Consider the following 19,062-nt stretch of genomic DNA (forward strand, 5'->3'; position numbering starts at 1 on the left):
GCGCTGGCCATGGCGACCGTGCGCATCGCCCTCGATGACTGGCTCAGCCGCGGGGGCTCCCTACCGGATCGGGGGCGGCGTCCGCAGATGCGCCACCGGGGGCGGTGGCGGAATCTCCGGTGGGGTTGGCGGGGTCATATCTCCGGAAGGAAGCGCTCTGGTATGCGAGGCAAGGGCCGTGCCGCGCGCGTCACCGTCCGATGGTTCGCGCACGTAGCGGCCGGCGCCGAAAGCGCCGCCTGCCATGAAGAGTGGTGGTCCCGCGCGCTCAGTGCTCGGGGGTATCTGCCCCGGGTCACCCGCGGCGCTGTGCAGATACGCGGCCGCGGGCTGCGCCGGCCCATTTGATGCCGGCGCGGGATTAGCCAGGACGGGAGCTATCTTGCTTTGATTTCGCGGACAGTAGGCCCCGACTGACGCGGTGATGAATCGTCTCATGGTGGATTCGAGGCGGCCCAGAGGGTAGAGACGCTCGACCGGATCCTGGGTGTACGCATTGTTCAGCATCGCGCCCACGATGGTGTCCACCGATATGCCGCGGTCGAGTACGAGGCAAATTTTGTGGGCGGTGTCGATGAGGCTTGGTACGCCTTCTTCGGCGGGAATGTCCTCTTGGTTGAGAAGTGCCTTGAACTGCTCGTCCTGGTTTGGGTCGGCCGTTGCTGCGCCACCACGCAGGGTTGCGCCGCCGATAAGGACCAGGATGCTGGCGACCAGAGCGCCAACGTGGCCAGTAATGCCGGTGAACATGAGAGGTTTCCGTTTCTGCCAGTGCCGTCAGCTGACGGGCTTTGGATCGTGATTTGCGCCGCGGGCGTGGGCGTCTGGCAGTTTCCGGCGCGTGGGCGAAATCAGCGAGCGTTGGCATGCCGGTCGGATAGCGGCCCCACACCTGGCTCGCGGCGGCAGTTCCGTCGACGAAGCAGATCGGAATGCACGACTATCCGTAGAACTCGCCTCAATCGTTGACGCGCAGAATGTTTGGATGCCACAGCGCTGGATTCGCCATTCTGACGAATCGTCGGCGACAGCCGTCAACGGAAGGGTCAGTGGCCAATCTCATGAGCGCTTCGCGGCAGGGCAACCCGGAAAGTTGGGCGGGGTACTCCTCGCTCATTCCGCCAGATCCCAACAGCCGCTGGATGCTGCCTCCAGCAGTGGGCACGCCGTTTGAACACGGCATGCCTTGAGCGTACCGCCGCGTTCGGCCTGCGGCATGGGCATATCCTGAGTTTCAGCTGCTAACTGGCTGTTAGCCAACGAACGCAGCAGTATCCCGTACACGAAAAGCGTACTTGCGAAGACTCATTCAGTGCACCGGTGTACTCGCCGATGTCGGCCCGCGCTGCGGGGCCGGCGGCCACCCGGCGAATGACGTGCTGGCCGCTGCTCAGCATGGCGCCAGTGTGCTGCAACGCATTTCGCGTCAAGGTTCGTCGCATCCGGGCACAACCACCGCGGCACTGAGCAGCCCGTCTTCGGCGGCACCGCGCCGAAAATTACCAGGGAGCGTTGAGTGGCAACCCGATCAGATCAGCGGTGCCATGCTCCCGGCTACAGCCGCGCGTAAGATCAACGCGAAGCGACAGGACAACATCGGCGGAGCGGTTGCCCGCAAGGCGCGTGAAGACTCCTGCACCGCAACGCCTTAGGAGCGGCCATGGACGAAGACTGCCTGAAGCTCACCACCTACCTGGCCGAGCGCCGGCGGACCGACGACGGCTTTGTCTCCGACGTGCTGCTCGATCTTTATGCCCGGCATCGCATCGCCTGCGGCGTGGTGCTGCGAGGCATCGGCGGCTTCGGATCCGGGCGCCACCTCAGGACGGACGAGTCGCTGACGTTGTCCGAGGATCCGCCCGTCGCGATCATCGCGGTCGACACCAAGACGAACGTCGAGGCCGTGCTCGACCCGGTGCTCGCCGTCAAGCAGCGCGGCCTGGTCACCCTGGAGCGGGCGCGGCTGCTACGCGACGGCGGGGCACCTCTGGCGCCGCTGCAACTCCCCGACGAATTGCGGGAAGCCGTCAAGCTGACCGTCTATGTCGGCCGCAAGGAACGTGTCAACGGCGCACCCGCCTACGTCGCCGTCTGCGATCTGTTACATCGGCGGCGGATAGCGGGCGCATCGGTGCTGCTGGGGGTCGACGGCGTCACCGACGGACAGCGGCACCGTGCACGCTTTTTCGGTCGTAACGCCAACGTCCCGATGATGATCGTCGCCGTCGGATCGGGCGAGCGCATCGCAGGGGTGTTGCCGGAGCTGACAGGGCGGCTGCGCCAACCCATGGTCACGCTGGAGCGGGTCCGAGTGTGCAAACGCGACGGCGAACTCCTGGAACGGCCGCACGCCCTCCCGGGGGTCGACGAACGCGGTTTGCCGCTGTTCCAGAAGTTGACGATCTACACGTCCGAGTCGGCTCTACACGGCGGGGTGCCGATTCATCGCGCGATCGTGCAGCGGCTCCGTCAGCGCGAAGCACCCGACGGCGCGACGGTGGTGCGGGGCATCTGGGGCTACCACGGCGACCATCAACCGCACGGCGACAGGTTGCTCTCGCTGCGCCGTCGCGTCCCCGTGGTGACCATCGTCGTCGACACCCCGGCCAATATCGCCGAATCCTTCGACGTGATCGACGAATTGACGCGCGACGAGGGATTGGTGACGAGCGAGATGGTGCCCGCGCTGGTGTCGGACGAACGTGACGCCGGCGACGGCCCGCCCCGCATGGCCGACCACCGCTATTAGCTCAGCCGGCGACCGAGGCGTCGTAGATCGACTGGATCGCCTTGTCCAGCGTGGCGTTGAACTGCTCGTCGGACTGGTCGACGGTGAGCCCCTCGGTCAGTGCGCGGCTGAAGCTGGCGATCAGCCCGGTGTTCTTCGCCAGCAGCTCGTTGGCCTCCTCGCGGGAGTAGCCGCCGGAGAGCGCGACCACCCGCATCACCTTCGGGTGCTCGATCAGGGGGCGGTAGAAGTTGACCTCGGTGGGCAGGCTCAGCTTGAGCATCACGCGCTGACCATCGGGCACGTTCTCGAGTTGCTTGGTGATCTCGTCGCGCAGGATGCCCTCGGCCTCGGCCTTGTCCGAGATCGAGATGGTGACCTCGGGCTCGATGATGGGCACCAGGCCGTGCGAGAGCACCTGATGGGCGAGCTCGAACTGCTGGGCGACCACGGCGGCGATGCCCTTGGCGTTGGCGCCACCGATCACCGACCGTTCCTTGGTGCCGAAGACGCCCTTGATCACGGCGCGCTCCAGGAGCTCGTCCAGTCCTGGAATCGGCTTCATCAGCTGCACGTCGTCGGACGCCTCGGCCAGGCCCTTGTCGATCTTGAGGATGGGCACCACGCCCTTGGTGTCCCACAGATAGGTGGTCGACGGGGTGCCCTCGATCTCGCGGTCCATGGTCTGCTCGAACAGGATCGCGGCCAGGACGCGGTCACCGGTGAACGCCGGGGAGGTGATGATCCGCGAGCGCATCTGGTGGATGAGGTCGAACATCTCCTCTTCGGAGGAGTACGCGTCGTCCTGGATGCCGTAGAGGCGCAGCGCCTTGGGCGTCGAGCCGCCGCTCTGGTCGAGCGCCGCGATGAATCCCTTCCCCGACGTCATCCGGTCCGCTTGCTTCTCGTTCGGCATGGAAGTTCTCCACTCCTTCGTGGTTCCGTATGGTCACGGCGCCTACGGTGCTCAGCACCCTGCGCTAACCGTGCCGATCATATTCGCCCGATCAGAGCTTTGGGACGCAGGTCGTTACAGCTCGGCCTGGTCTGGCTGCGCTGCGCTGGGTCCGACGCGCCACAGCGCCATGCGATCAAGGAGCCGGTCGCGCAGAACGAGCGTATGAAAGAGCACCGCGCACATGTGGGCTGTGAATGTCAGGAACAACAATAACGCCAGGGCGCCGTGGCACTCGCGCAGCACCGCGAACACATCGATGCTGTGCGGCGCGATGCCGGGCAGCCGCAGCCGCCCGATCAGCGTGACCGGGTACCGTGCCGCCGACAGCATGGCCCACCCGGTCAGGGGCTGCACCAGCAACAGTGCGTAGAGCAGGTATTCCGACCACGTGGCGATGCGTCGTTCGGCGCCGCTCATGGTGGACAGAAACGGTGGGGGGCGGTGCCCGAGCCGATTCGCCAGCCGCACCACGGCGAACACCAGAATCAGCACGCCCAGCGGCCGATGGATGGTCAGCAGCAGCGGGTAGTAGCTCAGCGCTGCGACCATGGTGACGCCTATGAGCAGCTGCGCGACGACCATCGGCGCCATCAGCCAGTGCAGCAGGCGGGACGGGAGCGCGAACCGGGTCGCGGCGGTGCCTTCCTTCACCGGAGCACCCGGGAGACGTCGACTTCGCTGGGAGACTTTGGTTCCTCGGCGCGGCGGGTGAACGAGCGGGCATATACCGCCGATCTCGCGGCCAGCAGCGGGTCGTCGGAAGTCGTGATGCCGTCCGGCAGCACCAGCGGGTCGAAGTTGATATCGCGGGCGTTTCCGGGCGCCTCGGTCTGTACCGCCGTGATGGTGATGGTGCCGGCGTCGACGGTGCGGCGCGACCGCGGCCAGGGTTTCGTGGCGTCGTGGGTCGGGTCACCCGGCTCCGCGACCGTGAGTACGAGCCGCCAACTCAGTGGTCGCCGCGCGGCCGCGCGGACAAGGTCGTCGAACAGGTAGTCCTTGCCGGCCGCCGGCACCTGGGCGCCCGCCGGTTCCTGCGGAATGGCGGCCCAGCGCACCGGAACCGTCGCGCCGGAGCCGTTGGTGAACCGGAATGCATTCAGACCGTAGAACGCGCTGTCGGCGAACCCCGCGCTCGGCGCGGCCTGTTTGATCAACTTCATCGCCGCGACCGTTTCGGGATGGCGATCGAGGAAGGCGGCCATCTTCTCCGGGTCCGCCTTGCCCGTCCCGGCCACGGGTCTGGACGCGAGGAGCCGGTCGTAGAACCCTTGCGGCGTGCTGTCCGGGAAGACGGGGATGTTGACCATCGCGGTGCGCCATTGCTGGCCGTCGGGGCCCTGGAAGAGCAGGCCGAGTCCGCGGACCGTGGCGGGCGCATCGGGCTGATCCGGGAGGCCACCCGACAGGGAGAACCGCCCGATCACCGGCACGCTCCCGGGCCGGAAGACCGCGGCCCGGCAGATCGCCGCCCCTGCCCCGGTGCTCGCGAACGTGCCGACCGCGCTGAGCCCCTTGGCGTGATTCCGGCGAAATCCGTCGTGGCGTCCGTAGACGTGTTCGAAGCGGTCGGCGAACCGGGGCGGCGTCAGCGCGTCGGGCCGCAGCCAGCCGCCCGCATAGGCGAAGCCACCGACATCGACTGCGGCGATGCCGGCCACCGCTCCGATGCCCACCAATGCGCGCCGCCGTGTCACTGCGTCCGCACGGGGCCCGGTGGGCTCGACCTCGGCCTGCGGGTCTTCCCGCTGGGCATCGCGATCACCGGGCTCCACGCCGACCGTCCTCCCGCGTTTGTGCAGGCCATGAAGCCCAGGCTGGACACGAATTCGGTGGAGGCGGTTCACGCATGGGCGAATGCCATGCGCGACTTTCACGGGGGGCGTCGCACACACTCACAGGACGTCACGCCGGCGCGATTCGTTCACTCGTTTTGGGTGTGGTTCGCCGCGTGTCATACCATCGAATAAACAACTTGCGGCTGCATCTGTAGCTAGGGCGCGGATCGACGGAGTGTCTCTCCTCCGAAGGGCAAGCGCTTTCCGTGGGGTTGAACAAGCAGCCCCCGGGGTTGGCAGTAGCTATTTTATGAGCTAACAGTGTCCCGCCTGGGACCGAATGTGAGTGATAGACCATGGGCGAACTAACCAACGATCCAATCGATCCGACGGCTTTCTCAGTAGGAAAACAGCAGGTAGACGAGGCGGTCGTGCTGACCGTTTCGGGTGAAGTGGACATGCTCAGCTCGCCGCACCTGGCCGAGGCGATCCAGACCGCGATGGCGACCAAGCCCGCCGCGCTAGTCGTTGACCTGTCGAAAGTGGACTTCTTGGCGTCAGCCGGGATGACCGTGCTCGTCACGGCGCAGGCCGAGACCCAGCCGCCGACGAAATTCGCGGTCGTTGCCAATGGCTCGGCCACGAGCAGACCGATCAAACTGATGGGAATCGACAGCGTGCTCGCACTCTACAGCTCGCTTGACGACGCACTGAGCGGCATTGCTGGTGGGTGAACCTCGAGATGGGGGCACAACTGGAAACGATGGGGCGCTCTGATCCTCAACCGCATGGCGTGTCGAATACCGATAACCGATCCCGCTTCGCGCGGAATCGGGTCGCCGCCGACCCGCGTAGCGCCGCTCGGGCCCGTGCCGAGTTCGGGGCCTGGCTCGAAACGCATTTCACTCTCGGTTCCGACCGGTTCAGTGACGTCCTGCTGGCGGTAAACGAAGCCATAGCCAACGCCGCGGAATTCGCTTACTGCGAGACCCCACAGCGCGGGACGCTGGATGTGAGCGCGGCCTATGACGGGCCGTCCGACACTTTGTCCGTCATCGTCGACGATCGCGGCCGTTGGCGTCAGAAGGTTCCGGCCCGATACCAGCAGCAGCTCCGTGGGCGCGGTATCCCGTTGATGGAGACACTTGCCGACGAAGTGAGCATCGACCGCACGCCGCGCGGAACCCGCGTCACCTTGACCTGGACCGATCTGACACGACGCCCAAGCGCTTGAATCCGCGCCCTACGTGGCATGCGTCCCGATGTGCTTTATTCGCAACGGAATCCGCTGTTATGCAGAACGGACCCCGTAACATCTGCGCGATGGAACCGAGTCGCCGGTGGGGCGACGACCGCGCGATCCTCGACGACGAGGAGGCCCGCAGGCGCATCCTGGACGCCGCGGCCCGCTGCATTGTGCAGCGCGGCAACACTCAGTTCCGGATGGGCGAGGTGGCCGACGAGGCAGGGGTATCACGGTCCACGGTCTACCGGTATTTTCCCGGCCGCGATGACGTCCTGCTGGGCCTGATGCTGATGCGGGTCGACCACGCACTCGACGAGTTGGTCCGCTCGCTGGCCGCTCCCGACGATCCGGTCCGGTCTGTGCCCGAGATGGTCCTGGCCCGGGTCGAGTCGGTCGACGGCGACCCACTGAACGAGGCGTTGTTCGCTGCCGAGAGCACCGCTGTGGCGACGGCCCTCGAGAGGGGTTCGGAGCCCATCGTGGAGACGCTATTGCGGCACTACCAACCGCTGCTGGATCGGTGGAAGGCGGCGGGCCGCCTGCACGCCGATGTCGACCCGCGGTCGGTCGTCCAATGGCTGCACGCGACCACGTTGTTTCTCCTGGCGCCCTCGTGGCGGTACCGCCCGGCCGCCGACAAGCGGCAGTTCGTCGAGCAGTTCGTGGTGAGGGCGCTGGTGCCGCAGATCAGACAATAACGACGTATTGTCTGATATTCAGACGTTCGGGTATTTTTGTCTGACCCCGTGCCGCGACGTCCGAACGGCTCGCGGTGCGGGTGACACGTCCTCACCTAGAAACGGACGGCTATGAATAACCCTCTGGCGCAGGCTCTTTCGGCCCTCGGCTTGGCCGCTCACCTCGGCCGGGGAGTGGGCCGCGTGGCCACCGACGCGGTGGTCGGTGGCCGATTGGGGTTGCCCCGGCGGGTGGAAGACATCGACGCGGCGGTGCTCTCCAAGGTGATGGGCACCACCGTCAGATCGGTCCGTGTCCTGGGCAGCGACGCTGGGACATCGTCGCGCGCGCGGCTGGTCCTGACCGGGAAGAACGTCCCCGACTCGGTGTTCGTCAAGCTCGCGGCGAAGACGGCGGCGACCCGGCTGATGGGTGAGTTGGGCCGGCTCGGGCATACGGAGGTCCGGTTCTACCGCCAGCTCGCGCCGCAGGTCGTCGGCGCCCCGTATGCCTACGGCGCGGCGTTCGATTCGTGGACGGGGCGCTACCTGTTGGTGCTGGAGGACCTGCCCGCCGAGGCATGCGAGTTCCCCGACACCCTGCACCCGCTTTCGCCCGAGCAGGCCAGCCTCATGGTTGAGCTGCTCGCCGACCTGCACGCCACCTTCTGGCAACGACTCCCCCGCGACCGACGCGGTCCGCTGGGCTGGCTCTACACGCCATCCGGCGACGTCACCTCCTTGCTGACCGGCTCGCTCATGCACGCCTCGATCAAGCGACTTGCCGAGCGCACCGAGATCCCGGTCGACAGCGGTCGTTTCATTGCCGACAACTACCGGGCCGTCGCCGCCCTCATCGACACTCCCCCGCACACCGTCATGCATGGCGACGCCCATCCCGGCAACATGTACTTCCACGGCGGCAAGGCCGGACTGCTGGACTGGCAGGCGGTTCGGCGCGGGCACCCGTCGCGCGAGTTGGCCTACACCCTGATCACCAGCCTCACCCCCGAAGATCGCCGGGCGACCCAGCGCGAGTTACTCGACGACTACCGCCGCTCGCTCGCCGCGGCCGGCGGGCCCGAACTGGACCGCGACGAACTGTGGCTGCGCTTCCGCCAGGCCGCGCTCTACGCGTACGTGGCGCCGCTCATCACCGCGGGCATGGGCGGCATGCAGGTCGAAGACATCGCCATCGAAGGGCTTCGGCGCGGCGTCGCGGCGCTCGACGATCTGGAAACGGTCGCGGCGCTGAAGAGTTCCCTCTGAGGCACGCAAGTTAGGCCGAACCTATTGCGGTGGCCGCAGCAAGAGTTACGCTACCTCCCGTAGCGTAATGCTGCGGGTCTTTTGCGTCTTCAGCCCCTGGCGGCAAGGAGAGTCTCATGTTCGACCTGAAGATCATCGGTGGCACCGTCGTCGACGGCACCGGCGCGGAGCGCTACCGCGCTGACGTCGGCATCAAGGACGGCAAGATCGTCGACGTCGTCCGCCGCGCCGCCGCTGACCCCGCGATGGGCGGCCTGCAGACGGCTGAAGCCTCCGAAACCATCGACGCCACAGGGCGGGTGGTGGCCCCCGGTTTCGTCGACATCCACACCCACTACGACGGCCAGGTGAGTTGGGACAGCCTCCTCGAACCGTCGAGCGGTCACGGGGTCACCACGGTGGTCACCGGAAACTGCGGCGTCGGCTTCGCCCCGGTCCGGCCCGGCACCGAGCAGTGGCTGATCGAGCTGATGGAAGGCGTGGAGGACATCCCCGGCACCGCGCTCACCGAGGGCATCACCTGGGGCTGGGAGACCTACCCCGAGTACCTCGACGCCATCGGCAAGCACAAGTTCGCCGTCGACGTCGGCAGCCAGGTCGCCCACGGCGCCATCCGCGCGTATGCGATGGGCGAGCGCGGCGCCCGCAACGAGCCGGCTACCCCCGACGACATCGAGGCGATGGGCCGGCTGGTACGGGAAGCGATCGAGGCCGGCGCGCTCGGATTCTCCACCTCCCGCACGATGGGGCACCGCGCCATGGACGGCGAACCGGTCCCCGGCACCTACGCGGCCGAGGATGAACTGTTCGGCCTCGGGCGGGCCATGGCCGCCGGCGGGCAAGCGGTGTTCGAGCTCGCCCCCCAGGGCGCCGCGGGCGAGGACATCGTCGCCCCCAAGAAGGAACTGGAGTGGATGCGCCGGTTGGGCGCCGAGATCGACCGTCCGGTGTCGTTCGCCCTCATCCAGGTCGACGCCGACCCGAACCTGTGGCGCGAGATGCTGGATCTGTCCGCGGACGCGCACGCGGCGGGCGCCCGCCTGTACCCCCAGATCGCCGCGCGCCCCTTCGGCATGATGATCGGATTCCAGGGCCACCACGGCTTCAGCCACCGGCCCACCTACCGCCGGCTGCAGGCCGAATGTAGCCGCGAGGAACTCGCGCAGCGCCTGGCCGACCCCGCGGTGAAGGCCGCGATCCTGTCCGAGGACGACCTGCCGCCCGACCCGACCCTGTTGTTCGACGGCATGTTCGCCCTGGTTCAGCACTCGCTCGGCCGGCTGTACGCGCTCGGCGATCCGCCCGACTACGAGCCCACCCCGGACCGCACCGTCGCTGCCATCGCCAAGGCCCGCGGCGAGGACCCGCTGTCCACCCTCTACGACCTGATGCTCGAGTCGGACGCGACCGCCATGCTGATGCTGCCGCTCTATAACTACGCCGACGGCAACTGCGATGCCATCCGCGAGATGCTGTTGCACCCCGCCGGGGTGCTCGGCCTGTCCGACGGCGGCGCCCACTGCGGAATGATCTGTGACGCTTCGTATCCCACGTTCCTGCTGACCCACTGGGCGCGGGACCGCCGCCGCGGCGAGAAGCTGTCGCTGGAATACGTGATCCGCAAGCAGGCCCGCGACACCGCCCACCTCTTCGGCCTCACCGATCGCGGCACCATCGAACCGGGCAAGAAGGCCGACATCAACGTCATTGACATGGACGCCCTCACCCTGCATCCCGCGGCGATGGCGTGGGACCTGCCCGCCGGAGGCAACCGGATCCTACAGGGAGCCAGCGGATATGCGGCCATGGTCGTGAGCGGTACCGTGACCCGGCGCGACGACGTCGACACCGGGGCGCGTCCGGGGCGTTTGGTGCGCGGAGCGCGTTAAGGCTCCGGGTATGAACGCGCCCGCCGGCAACCCGACCCGCAGCCGCGACGAGGACGCCATCGGCACTCCGCCGGAAAGCCCCACCCTGGTGCCGGCGCAGCGGTATTACTCGCCCGAGTTCGCCGCGCTCGAGGTCGAACGGATGTGGCCGAAGGTCTGGCAGCTCGCCTGCATGGTCGGCCACGTCGCCGAGCCGGGCGACTACTTCGAATACCGCTGCGGCCCATACGGCGTACTGATCGTGCGCGGTGACGACGGGGTGCTGCGCGCCTTCCAGAACGCCTGCCGCCACCGCGGCAACTCGGTCTGCGTGGGCTCCGGTTCGGGCCTGCGGGAGCTCAAGTGCGGCTATCACGGGTGGACCTGGGATTTGGCGGGCATGCTCAAGCGGGTGCCCAACCGCAAGGGTTTCGGGTCGCTGAAAATGTCCGACTTCCCGCTGGTGCCGGTCCGGGTGGATACCTGGGAGGAACTCGTTTTTGTCAATCTCGACCTCGAGGCGATGCCGCTGGCCGAGTACCTGGAGGCGTTGCCCGGGGACATCGCCTGGTGCCGGCTGAGCGACTTCCGCTGCTATGCCACGCTGACCGTGGAGGTCGACGCGAACTGGAAGACGATCGCCGACGGCTACAGCGAGACCTACCACATTCAGACGCTGCACCCGGAATTGCTGCGTTGTGTCGACGACATCCATGCGCCCCAACAGATCTGGGGTCACACCGGAAAGTCCGACCAACCCTACGGCGTGCAGAGTCCACGCTTCGACGGGGCGCTGAGCGACGAAGAGGTTTGGGACGCCTACGTTTACACGCAGGGGGCGCTCATGGGCGCCGCCGAAGGCACCCCTTTTCCCAGCGGCGAACGCCGGCCCGGGCAGACGGTCCAGGACCTGATCGCCGCGTACACCAGGGCATTCGCCGCCACCCGCGGGGTGGACCTCGATTGGGCCGACACGGACCGGATCACCCGCCTCCACCAGTACAACGTCTTCCCGAACATGACCCTGCTGGCCAACGCCGATCACCTGACGGTCATGTGCTCGCGCCCCGGCCCGGATCCCGATAGGGGCGAGTTGGTCATGTTCTTGAACACGCGGGTGCCGCCGGGCGCCGCGCGCGCCAAGCCGACGGATGTCCGGGTCACCGCCGGTGAGGCCGAGCCCGGCGTCGTGCTCACCCAGGACATCCAGGTGCTCGCGGGCCTGCAGCGCGGCATGCATCAGCCGGGTTTCACCCATCTGGTGTTGTCCAGCGAGGAACGGCGCGTCATCAACATGCACCGCAACCTGGAGCGTTATCTGGACCTACCCCAGTCTGAGCGGATGAGCGCTCAATCGTGACGTGCCGCCTCTTGGGCGAGTTGGACGCGGGAAGAAAGACCAAGCTTGGTGTAGACGTGCGTGAGGTGGGTTTCGACGGTGCGTGGTGAAATGAAAAGCCTTGCGGCGATGTCCTTGTTGCCCAAGCCCGTACTGACGAGCCGGACGACATCCAGCTCGGTAGGGGTGAGCGAAGCCCAGCCGGTAGACGGGCGTTTGCGTTCGCCGCGGCCGCGCTGGGCGTAGGCGATCGCTTCCTTGGTCACCAACGCGGCGCCCTCGGCATATGCGGTGTCGAAGTCGTTCTGGCCCAGAGCATCCCGGAGTGTGGCGTCCGACGCTTCGCGGTCGGCGCGGTAGATCTCATACGCCACCTCGCCGGTGCGCTTCCGGAGGGCCTCCGCCGCGCCGAGAAACCGGGCCGCCTCGCGGTAGCTTTCGGCATGCGCGGCGAGCCGAGCAAGAAGGTCGAAGATGTCGGGCACACCCAGCTGAGCTCCGATGTCGTTTGCGCATGCGAGCGCCTCTTGCAGATCACGCTCCGCCGCTTCCGCGTCGCCCTCGGCGAACGCCACCCGAGCACGGACAATCAGCGCCTTCATCCGGAAGAATCCGGCGGTCGCCGACACGGCTTGATCGGCGGAGGGCCGAGCCGCAACGACATTGCCTGCCGCAAGCTCGGTTTCGGCTCTCCATCCCATGTTCGTCATCAGAAACCCGACGTCCGGTAGGCGGCCGTAGGCCTGTGTAAGCGCGTCCTTGGCGGCCGCGACGTCGCCGCCGACCAGGTGTGCGTTACTCAACGTCAGATAGCCGAGTCCCTCGATCACCGTTCCGAGCTCGTCGGCGGACTCGATGGCGGCCTCCGCTGCAGCTCGCGCCGCGGCCGTCTTGCCCTGCCACCCAAGGTTGAAGCTCATCGTGATGAGTGCGTTAAACCTGCACAACGGGTCGCCGGCCGCATCGGCGTCGGCAATCGACTCCCGTAACCCCACTTCGGCGCCGGCCAGGTCGCCCAACACCGCGCGCGCCCCGCCTATACCCCACACGCGGCACTGCCCCGAGGCAAACCGGTCACCGATCGCATCGGCTAGGTCGCGTCCTTCTTCCCCGGCAGCTAGCGCGGCTCTCGCATCGCCGGCCATCATCGCCGCGTACGCCTGAAAGCCCAGCAGCTGGCTCAGCCTCCATTTGTCCTCCAGGGCCCGTGCCAGCTCGATGGCCTCGGCGAAGTAGGTTGCCGCTTCTTCGGCATCGAAGGCGGCTGTACCACAGCAGGCGGTGAGGGCGCGGAGCAGCAAGGCGGGGTCGTCCAGTTGACGAGCGATGGCCAGGGCTTCGTTGGCTTGCTCCTTACGCTCGGGCACGCCCACCCAGCCGTCGAGCAGAGCCGCGTCGGCCAGCGCTCGCGCCAGCACCGCAGGCGCGACGCCGCGGTCAACGGTGTCAAGGTCGACCAGTGCCGAATCGAGCCAACTCAGCCCTTCGCGCAGCCGTCCCCGAGTTAGCCACAAAGGCTGCAATGACGACGCCATCTGTAATGCCGGCTCAATGTCAAAGTTGTCCCGGCTCCAGGCGAAAGCGGCCCGTAAATTGTCGATCTCGGTTTCTACTTGCTCGACGCGTCGCTGGTGGCCTGTGGCCGCCGGCGCATCAAGCTGGGCGGCTACGGCCGTGTAGTAGTCGCGGTGACGTGAGCGCACGGTGTCGGCGTCACCGGACTCCCCGAGCTTTTCCAAGGCGTACTGGCGCACGGTCTCTAGCAGCCGATACCGCGTTCGACCGCCGGTGTTGTCCGCCACCACCAGCGACTTGTCCACCAGCAACGTGAGCTGATCGAGCACCTGGTAGCGCTCCACCTCGGTGCCGCCGGCGACGGCTCGGGCGGCGGAGAGGTCAAATCCGCCCATGAACGGCGCGAGCCGTCGGAACAACACACGCTCGGATTCGGTCAACAACGCGTGCGACCAATCGACCGAAGCGCGCAATGTCTGCTGGCGGCGGACCGAGGTGCGCCCCCCTCCGGTCAACAACCGGAACCGGTCATTCAGGCTCGTGACGATCTCTTCGAGCGACAACGCCCGCACTCGGGCCGCGGCCAGTTCGATGGCCAGCGGCATGCCGTCGATGCGACGGCAAATCTCCCTTACTGTATCGACGGCGTCTTCGGTCATGGTGAAATCGGATCTCGTCCGGTGGGCCCGGTCGACGAACAACTCGATGGCCTCGTCCTCCAAAGAGAGGGACGGCACCCGCCGAATCACCTCGCCGGCCACCCCGATCGGCTCACGACTCGTTGCCAGCAGCGTCAGTTCCGGGCAGGCGCTCAGTACGGCGGTGGCCAGTTCGGCGACGGCGTCCAAAAGATGCTCACAGTTGTCGAGCAGCACCAACATCCGGCGCTCTCCTACGAACCGCGTGACCATGTCGGTAGTGGAGCGACCTGGCTGATCCACGAGGCCGAGGGCATCGGTCATCGCAACCGGCACCAAGTAGGGGTCGGCGATCGGAGCCAGGTCGACGTACCACACACCATCGCCGAACTCGGAGGCGATCTGGCCCGCTACCTGTATAGCGAGCCGGGTTTTGCCCACACCTCCCGTGCCGGTCAAGGTCACCAACCGATTGGCGGCCAAAATCTCGCGCACGTCATCGATCTCCGTGCCGCGGCCGACGAAACTCGTCAGCTGTACCGGCAAATGCTCAGCGGCAACGGCTTTCGTCCGAAGCGGCGGGAAGTCGTTGCGGATATCCGGGTGGCACAGCTGCATCACCCGTTCGGGACGGGCGACGCCGCGAAGTTCGTGCCTGCCGAGATCGGTCAGCCACGCGTCTAGCGGAAGCGCGTCGACGACCAAATCCTCGGTGGTGCCGGACAGCACTGTTTGGCCTCCGTGCGCGAGATCGCGCAGCCGGGCAGTCCTGTTGATCGTCGGACCGATGTAGTTGCCTTCATCGCGCAACTGAACCTCGCCGGTGTGCAATCCGATGCGTAATCGGATCGGCGACAACGGCGCACGCTGCAACTCCAAAGCGAAGGCAGCCGCCTCGCTCGCCCGGGCGAACGCGACAACGAAGCTGTCGCCCTCACCCTGTTCGACCGGCCGCACCCCGCCATATACGGCCAACAGGTCGGTAAGCGTGCGGTCCAACCGAGCGACGGCAGCCGTCATATCCTCGGGTTTGGTCTCCCACAGCCGGGTCGAGCCCTCGACATCGGCCAGCAGCAGCGTCACCGTCCCGGTCGGCAGCTCGCTCACGCCCAACTCACTCCGTTGATCAGTTTCGGTCATGCTAGCCAGCATCGCGGGCCCGAGCGTCGCAAACATCAGGGAAATCTCGTAACCCGTCGCCGCTGACCAGTCGGTTTGCCCAAGCCCACTACGCCACCGCCCAGTGGCAGCCGGGATCGCGGGTCAGAGAATGGACCGCCCTTTTCCGAGTTCTCCCCGATGGAGTGTCACTCCGCAAATCGCATTGTCGAGGGGACGAGGTCCGATCAGGAGGAACGCCATGACCACCGCCGTCGACCGATCGAGTTGCCCGAGCGTTTTCGACGCCGGGCTACCGACGATCAACTACGGGGATGCCCAGCATCCCGACGAAGCCCACGCGATCATCAGTGCGGCCCGCGAGAACGCGCCGATCGCGATCGGGCCATACGGGCCCGAGCTGCTGACCTACGATCTCGTGCACACCGCGCTCCGCGACCCGCGATTCCGGGTGCCACAAGGGATGTTCCTTGCCGCGCAAGGCATCACCAGCGGCCCACTATGGGACCGCCTTGCCACCAACATCCTCAGTCTCGACGGCCAAGAGCATCACCGGCTGCGCCGCCTGGTCTCCAAAGCCTTCACCCCCAGGGCGACCGAACGGCTGCGCACGACGATCATCGACATCATCAGCGGACTCGTTGACCGCCACAGCGCCAAGGGCCACTGCGACGTGGTCACCGACATCGCCCGCCAATATCCGATTCCGGTCATCTGCGCGCTACTTGGCGCACCACCCGAGGACTGGGAACTGTTCTCCGACTGGACCGACGACATCTTGGAGGCCTTCGGCTGGAACGCGGAAAGCCAGACACCCACGATCCTGGCCTCCTGGGCAGCCCTTGACGCCTACATCGACGACATGATCGCGCGGCGGCGCCACACATTGACCGATGACCTGATCTCCGAGCTGATACGCGCCGAAGACGACGGCGATCGCCTCAGCACCGACGAACTCCGCATGCTCGTCGCCTCGCTACTAATGGCGGGCACCGACACCACCCGCCTCCAACTGGGTGGCGCGGTGCACGCGCTGTGCGATCACCCCGACCAATGGGCACTCCTGGGCCGGCATCCAGAGCTCGCAGTCAGTGCCGTCCGTGAGCTCATACGCCATTCACCCATTACATTCGTCACATTGCGCGTCGCCACCGAGGATGTCGAACTCGCCGGCATCAAGATCCCCGCCGGAACAATAGTCGTCGTCAACACCGGCGCGGCCAACCGCGACCCAGCCGTCTGCGACAACCCCGACCGTCTCGACATCAGCCGCACAGGTGCCCCACCGATCCAGACGTTCGGTGGCGGAATGCACTACTGCCTGGGAGCCAACCTTGCCCGCCTCGAGTTGGCCGAAGCGCTGATTGTGATTACGCGGCGCATGCCCAACGCCCGCCGCACCGGTGCGGCCCCTTGGAAACCGGTGAACGCGCTAGGCGGGCCCATCACCTTGCCCATCGAATTCGATGTCGCGCACTGAGCCCGGCTGTACTCTGGGCGCGGTATCCGCGGGGTACCTCGACCTACCGACGTCCCGCAACGACGCGACGAAGTGCCACTCGACGAAGATAATTCGTGTAGACACGCCGTAATCGGCCCGATGCGATTTAGAATCCGTTTCGTGATGACCCCGTCAAACCCGTGGGGGGACGACAGAGGGCAACTCGCGCATCATCTGCAGATGCGATATCAACCACTCGCGCGACGACGCGCGCGGCGAATGTGCCAGAACTTCGAGCGCGTCGGCGTCCGGACGGCGCCCGACCGCGTGCAGGAGATGCTGGCGGGTGCGCCGCTTGCGGCAGATGAAGTAGTGGACGTCAATTTCGCGCTGATAGCGCTGCGGTTCGACCGTGAAACGCGCGCCGCGCGATACAAGCGGCTGAAGCGGCAGGGCACCCGCTCGATGTTGTTCGCCGGCTTGGTCCTGGTGGTGTTGAACCTCCTGATGTGCATGGCTTACGTTCTGCTGAATCTGGCGGAGCAGGGCACGCCTCTGTGATCCGCCGAAGTCTCCTTCAGCGCGGGACGACGATGCCGTTGTCGTATGCGTAGACGATCGCCGCGGCGCGGTCCCGCAGGTCGAGCTTTCCGAAGATCCGGCCGATATGGCTCTTGACCGTGACGCCGGAGATGCAGAGTTGGTCGGCGATCTCGGCGTTGGAAAGGCCCCTGCCTATCAAGGTCAGAACGTCGAGCTCGCGAGTGGTCAACTCGCCGATAGCGGTGCCACGCGGCCCCGGTGCGGCTTTGCGGTAGGTGGTGAGGACGCGCGCGGTGACCGCGGGATCGAGATAGCTGTCGCCCCGGGCGACCGCGCGCACGGCGCGAATCAGTTCCTCGGCGGACGAGTCCTTGAGCACAAACCCGGCCGCACCCGAGCGCAGCGCCTCGGACAGCAGCTCGTCCTCGTTGAATGTGGTCAGCGCCAGCACCGGCGGCGTGCCTCCGAGCCTGCGAGTCGCCTCGATGCCGTCGACTCGGCGCATGCGCAGATCCATCACCACGACGTCGGGTCGGTGTTCGGCCACCGCGGCCGGCACCTCGTCACCGTCGGAGCATTCAGCGACGATGACGAAGCCGTCCTTGCGCCTCAAGATCCGGCGCAGTCCCGAGCGCACCAAGTCTTGGTCGTCGACGAGCAGGACGGTGATCTCGGGGGTCTCCGGGCTATGCGGGATCACGCCTTGCACCACCACGGGCGCCAGCCGGCGTCACCTTCGTCCAGCGGTATGTCGGCGCGCACCGACCATCCGTCGTGCGTCGGGCCGGCGTCGATGGCCCCGCCCAGCAGCTCGACGCGCTGGCGCATGCCACGCAGCCCGCGCCCCTCGGCAGAACGCGGGGCGGCGATCGCCACCGGTAATCGGTTGTCGACCGTGAGGCTCGCCGATGCCGCCGAGATATTAAGCGCCACTGTGGATTTCGAGTCCGGCGCGTGTTTGGCGATGTTAGTCAGGGATTCTTGGGTGATGCGGTAAAGCGCTAGGCCGACCGCCGCCGAGACGCGTTCGGTGGGCCCGTCGATGCGCAGCACGACCTCCAGGCCGGCGCGCTGAAAATCCGCGACGAGGACAGCGACGTCGTCGATGCCGGGTTCGGGCGTGGTCTGGGCGGATTTCGTCGGTGAGCTGTCCAGAAGTCCAACGGTGCGCCGGATGTCGGCCATTGCCTGCCGGCCCAGGCGTTCGGCCTGTTCGAGCGCCTCGACCGCGTCGTCGACGTCGCGGTCCTGCTGCAGTCCGCGCCGCGCACCCGTCACGTGCAGCAAGGTGATGCTGAGCGAGTGGGCGATAACGTCGTGCACTTCACGGGCGATGCGTCGGCGCTCGTCGGCGGCGGCGTGCTCGGCGAGCATCTTCTGCGCCCCGATCTGTTCGGCCAGCAGCAACCGTTGCCCGCGCATGAGGTAGCCGAGCAGCCAGCCCGCCGCCACAAATCCCAAATACAGCACCACCGCGTCCAAGCGGTGAAGTGCGGACGCGGCGAGCAGCAGTGCCGTGGCCGACGCGGCGGACAACAAGCCGGCCGCAACGGAACTCAACGTCGTCACCGACAAAACCATCAGCACCATCAGCGCCGGGGCGAAATCGGCGTGAATGGGCGTCGACGTCCCGAACAGCATCATGGCGGTGGCCGTCGACCAGGTCCCCCACATCAACAGCGGGCTGAGCTTCATGTTCAGGAAGAAGAACATCAGCGTCGGTGAGATGCACACCGCGAACGCGGCCAGTGCGATGGGCAGGTCGGCGGTGGGTCGCTGCAGGATCGCGATCACGCCGCCGACCACCTCGGTTGCGTCGACGGTGATCAGCGCCGCCCAGGTGATGCCGACGGGTATCAATTCGCTTCGCCGGCGAAACTGTTCGCGCAAGTATCTCGTTGCGGTGCGCAACATCGTCCAATCTTAAGAGAGCGCGCCACCTG

Annotated in this window: 16 protein-coding genes and 1 pseudogene; 10 read left to right on the plus strand and 7 right to left on the minus strand. The window is 66.7% G+C overall.

Annotated elements, in window-relative coordinates; genetic code table 11:
* A pseudogene (locus A5678_RS27730) lies at nt 1–72 on the plus strand (TetR family transcriptional regulator); the annotation flags it as partial.
* Here A5678_RS27730 and A5678_RS02265 read toward each other — a convergent pair.
* Nucleotides 61–750 carry a DUF732 domain-containing protein gene (locus tag A5678_RS02265; protein WP_068037801.1) on the minus strand — a complete coding sequence of 230 codons (690 nt, stop codon included), beginning with the start codon at nt 748–750 and terminating at the stop codon, nt 61–63. The pseudogene A5678_RS27730 and the gene A5678_RS02265 sit on opposite strands and share 12 nt — an antisense overlap.
* Nucleotides 751–1,660: 910 nt before the next feature.
* On the opposite strand from A5678_RS02265, the gene A5678_RS02270 reads away from it, so the two are divergent.
* Complete coding sequence (locus A5678_RS02270; protein WP_068037804.1) at nt 1,661–2,749, plus strand: DUF190 domain-containing protein; 1,089 nt, start codon at nt 1,661–1,663, stop codon at nt 2,747–2,749.
* A 1-nt stretch (nt 2,750) separates the two neighbouring features.
* Here A5678_RS02270 and A5678_RS02275 read toward each other — a convergent pair whose 3' ends face one another.
* The 3 genes from A5678_RS02275 to A5678_RS02285 form a co-directional block, all read right to left on the minus strand.
* Nucleotides 2,751–3,644: a fructose bisphosphate aldolase gene (locus A5678_RS02275; protein WP_068037806.1), complete on the minus strand. Its 894-nt coding sequence runs from the start codon at nt 3,642–3,644 to the stop codon at nt 2,751–2,753.
* 114 nt (nt 3,645–3,758) lie between these two features.
* On the minus strand, nt 3,759–4,337 hold the full coding sequence (locus A5678_RS02280) for a cytochrome b (protein ID WP_082945350.1): 579 nt from the start codon (nt 4,335–4,337) through the stop codon (nt 3,759–3,761).
* Complete coding sequence (locus A5678_RS02285) at nt 4,334–5,383, minus strand: catalase family peroxidase (RefSeq protein ID WP_231983561.1); 1,050 nt, start codon at nt 5,381–5,383, stop codon at nt 4,334–4,336. The genes A5678_RS02280 and A5678_RS02285 overlap by 4 nt, the downstream gene beginning before the upstream one ends.
* A 437-nt stretch (nt 5,384–5,820) precedes the next feature.
* Between A5678_RS02285 and A5678_RS02290 the strand changes: the two genes are divergently transcribed.
* The 6 genes from A5678_RS02290 to A5678_RS02315 all read left to right on the plus strand — a co-directional run bounded on the left by A5678_RS02290 (nt 5,821) and on the right by A5678_RS02315 (nt 11,884).
* Nucleotides 5,821–6,198 (plus strand): STAS domain-containing protein, encoded by a 378-nt coding sequence (locus tag A5678_RS02290; protein WP_068037810.1) that lies wholly within the window; start codon nt 5,821–5,823, stop codon nt 6,196–6,198.
* A 59-nt stretch (nt 6,199–6,257) separates the two neighbouring features.
* Entirely contained in the window at nt 6,258–6,698 is a 441-nt protein-coding gene (locus tag A5678_RS02295; RefSeq protein WP_068037815.1) for an ATP-binding protein, read from the plus strand.
* An 89-nt stretch (nt 6,699–6,787) separates the two neighbouring features.
* Complete coding sequence (locus A5678_RS02300) at nt 6,788–7,408, plus strand: TetR/AcrR family transcriptional regulator (protein WP_068037818.1); 621 nt, start codon at nt 6,788–6,790, stop codon at nt 7,406–7,408.
* A gap of 111 nt (nt 7,409–7,519) precedes the next feature.
* Nucleotides 7,520–8,656, plus strand: a complete 1,137-nt coding sequence (locus A5678_RS02305; RefSeq protein WP_068037821.1) for a phosphotransferase — start codon at nt 7,520–7,522, stop codon at nt 8,654–8,656.
* A 116-nt stretch (nt 8,657–8,772) separates the two neighbouring features.
* Complete coding sequence (locus tag A5678_RS02310) at nt 8,773–10,545, plus strand: amidohydrolase family protein (protein WP_068037823.1); 1,773 nt, start codon at nt 8,773–8,775, stop codon at nt 10,543–10,545.
* A gap of 10 nt (nt 10,546–10,555) precedes the next feature.
* The gene (locus A5678_RS02315; RefSeq protein WP_068037826.1) at nt 10,556–11,884 is read left to right on the plus strand and encodes an SRPBCC family protein; all 1,329 of its coding nucleotides are present in this window, start codon (nt 10,556–10,558) and stop codon (nt 11,882–11,884) included.
* Here the strand turns inward: A5678_RS02315 and A5678_RS02320 are convergent.
* On the minus strand, nt 11,875–15,123 hold the full coding sequence (locus A5678_RS02320) for a LuxR C-terminal-related transcriptional regulator (protein ID WP_068038203.1): 3,249 nt from the start codon (nt 15,121–15,123) through the stop codon (nt 11,875–11,877). The two genes, A5678_RS02315 and A5678_RS02320, sit on opposite strands and share 10 nt — an antisense overlap.
* Before the next feature lie 253 nt (nt 15,124–15,376).
* Here A5678_RS02320 and A5678_RS02325 point away from each other — a divergent pair, with 253 nt between their 5' ends.
* Both A5678_RS02325 and A5678_RS02330 read left to right on the plus strand, forming a co-directional pair.
* Complete coding sequence (locus A5678_RS02325) at nt 15,377–16,615, plus strand: cytochrome P450 (protein ID WP_068037828.1); 1,239 nt, start codon at nt 15,377–15,379, stop codon at nt 16,613–16,615.
* A gap of 201 nt (nt 16,616–16,816) precedes the next feature.
* Entirely contained in the window at nt 16,817–17,137 is a 321-nt protein-coding gene (locus tag A5678_RS02330; protein WP_231983554.1) for a hypothetical protein, read from the plus strand.
* 16 nt (nt 17,138–17,153) lie between these two features.
* Here the strand turns inward: A5678_RS02330 and A5678_RS02335 are convergent, their stop codons facing one another.
* Both A5678_RS02335 and A5678_RS02340 read right to left on the minus strand, forming a co-directional pair.
* On the minus strand, nt 17,154–17,816 hold the full coding sequence (locus tag A5678_RS02335) for a response regulator transcription factor (protein WP_068038209.1): 663 nt from the start codon (nt 17,814–17,816) through the stop codon (nt 17,154–17,156).
* Nucleotides 17,816–19,033 (minus strand): sensor histidine kinase, encoded by a 1,218-nt coding sequence (locus tag A5678_RS02340; protein WP_068037830.1) that lies wholly within the window; start codon nt 19,031–19,033, stop codon nt 17,816–17,818. Before A5678_RS02340 ends, A5678_RS02335 begins: the two co-directional genes overlap by 1 nt.
* Nucleotides 19,034–19,062: the final 29 nt, after the last annotated feature.

Origin of the sequence: Mycobacterium sp. E2733, assembly GCF_001667585.1 — a bacterium.
GTDB lineage: Bacteria > Actinomycetota > Actinomycetes > Mycobacteriales > Mycobacteriaceae > Mycobacterium.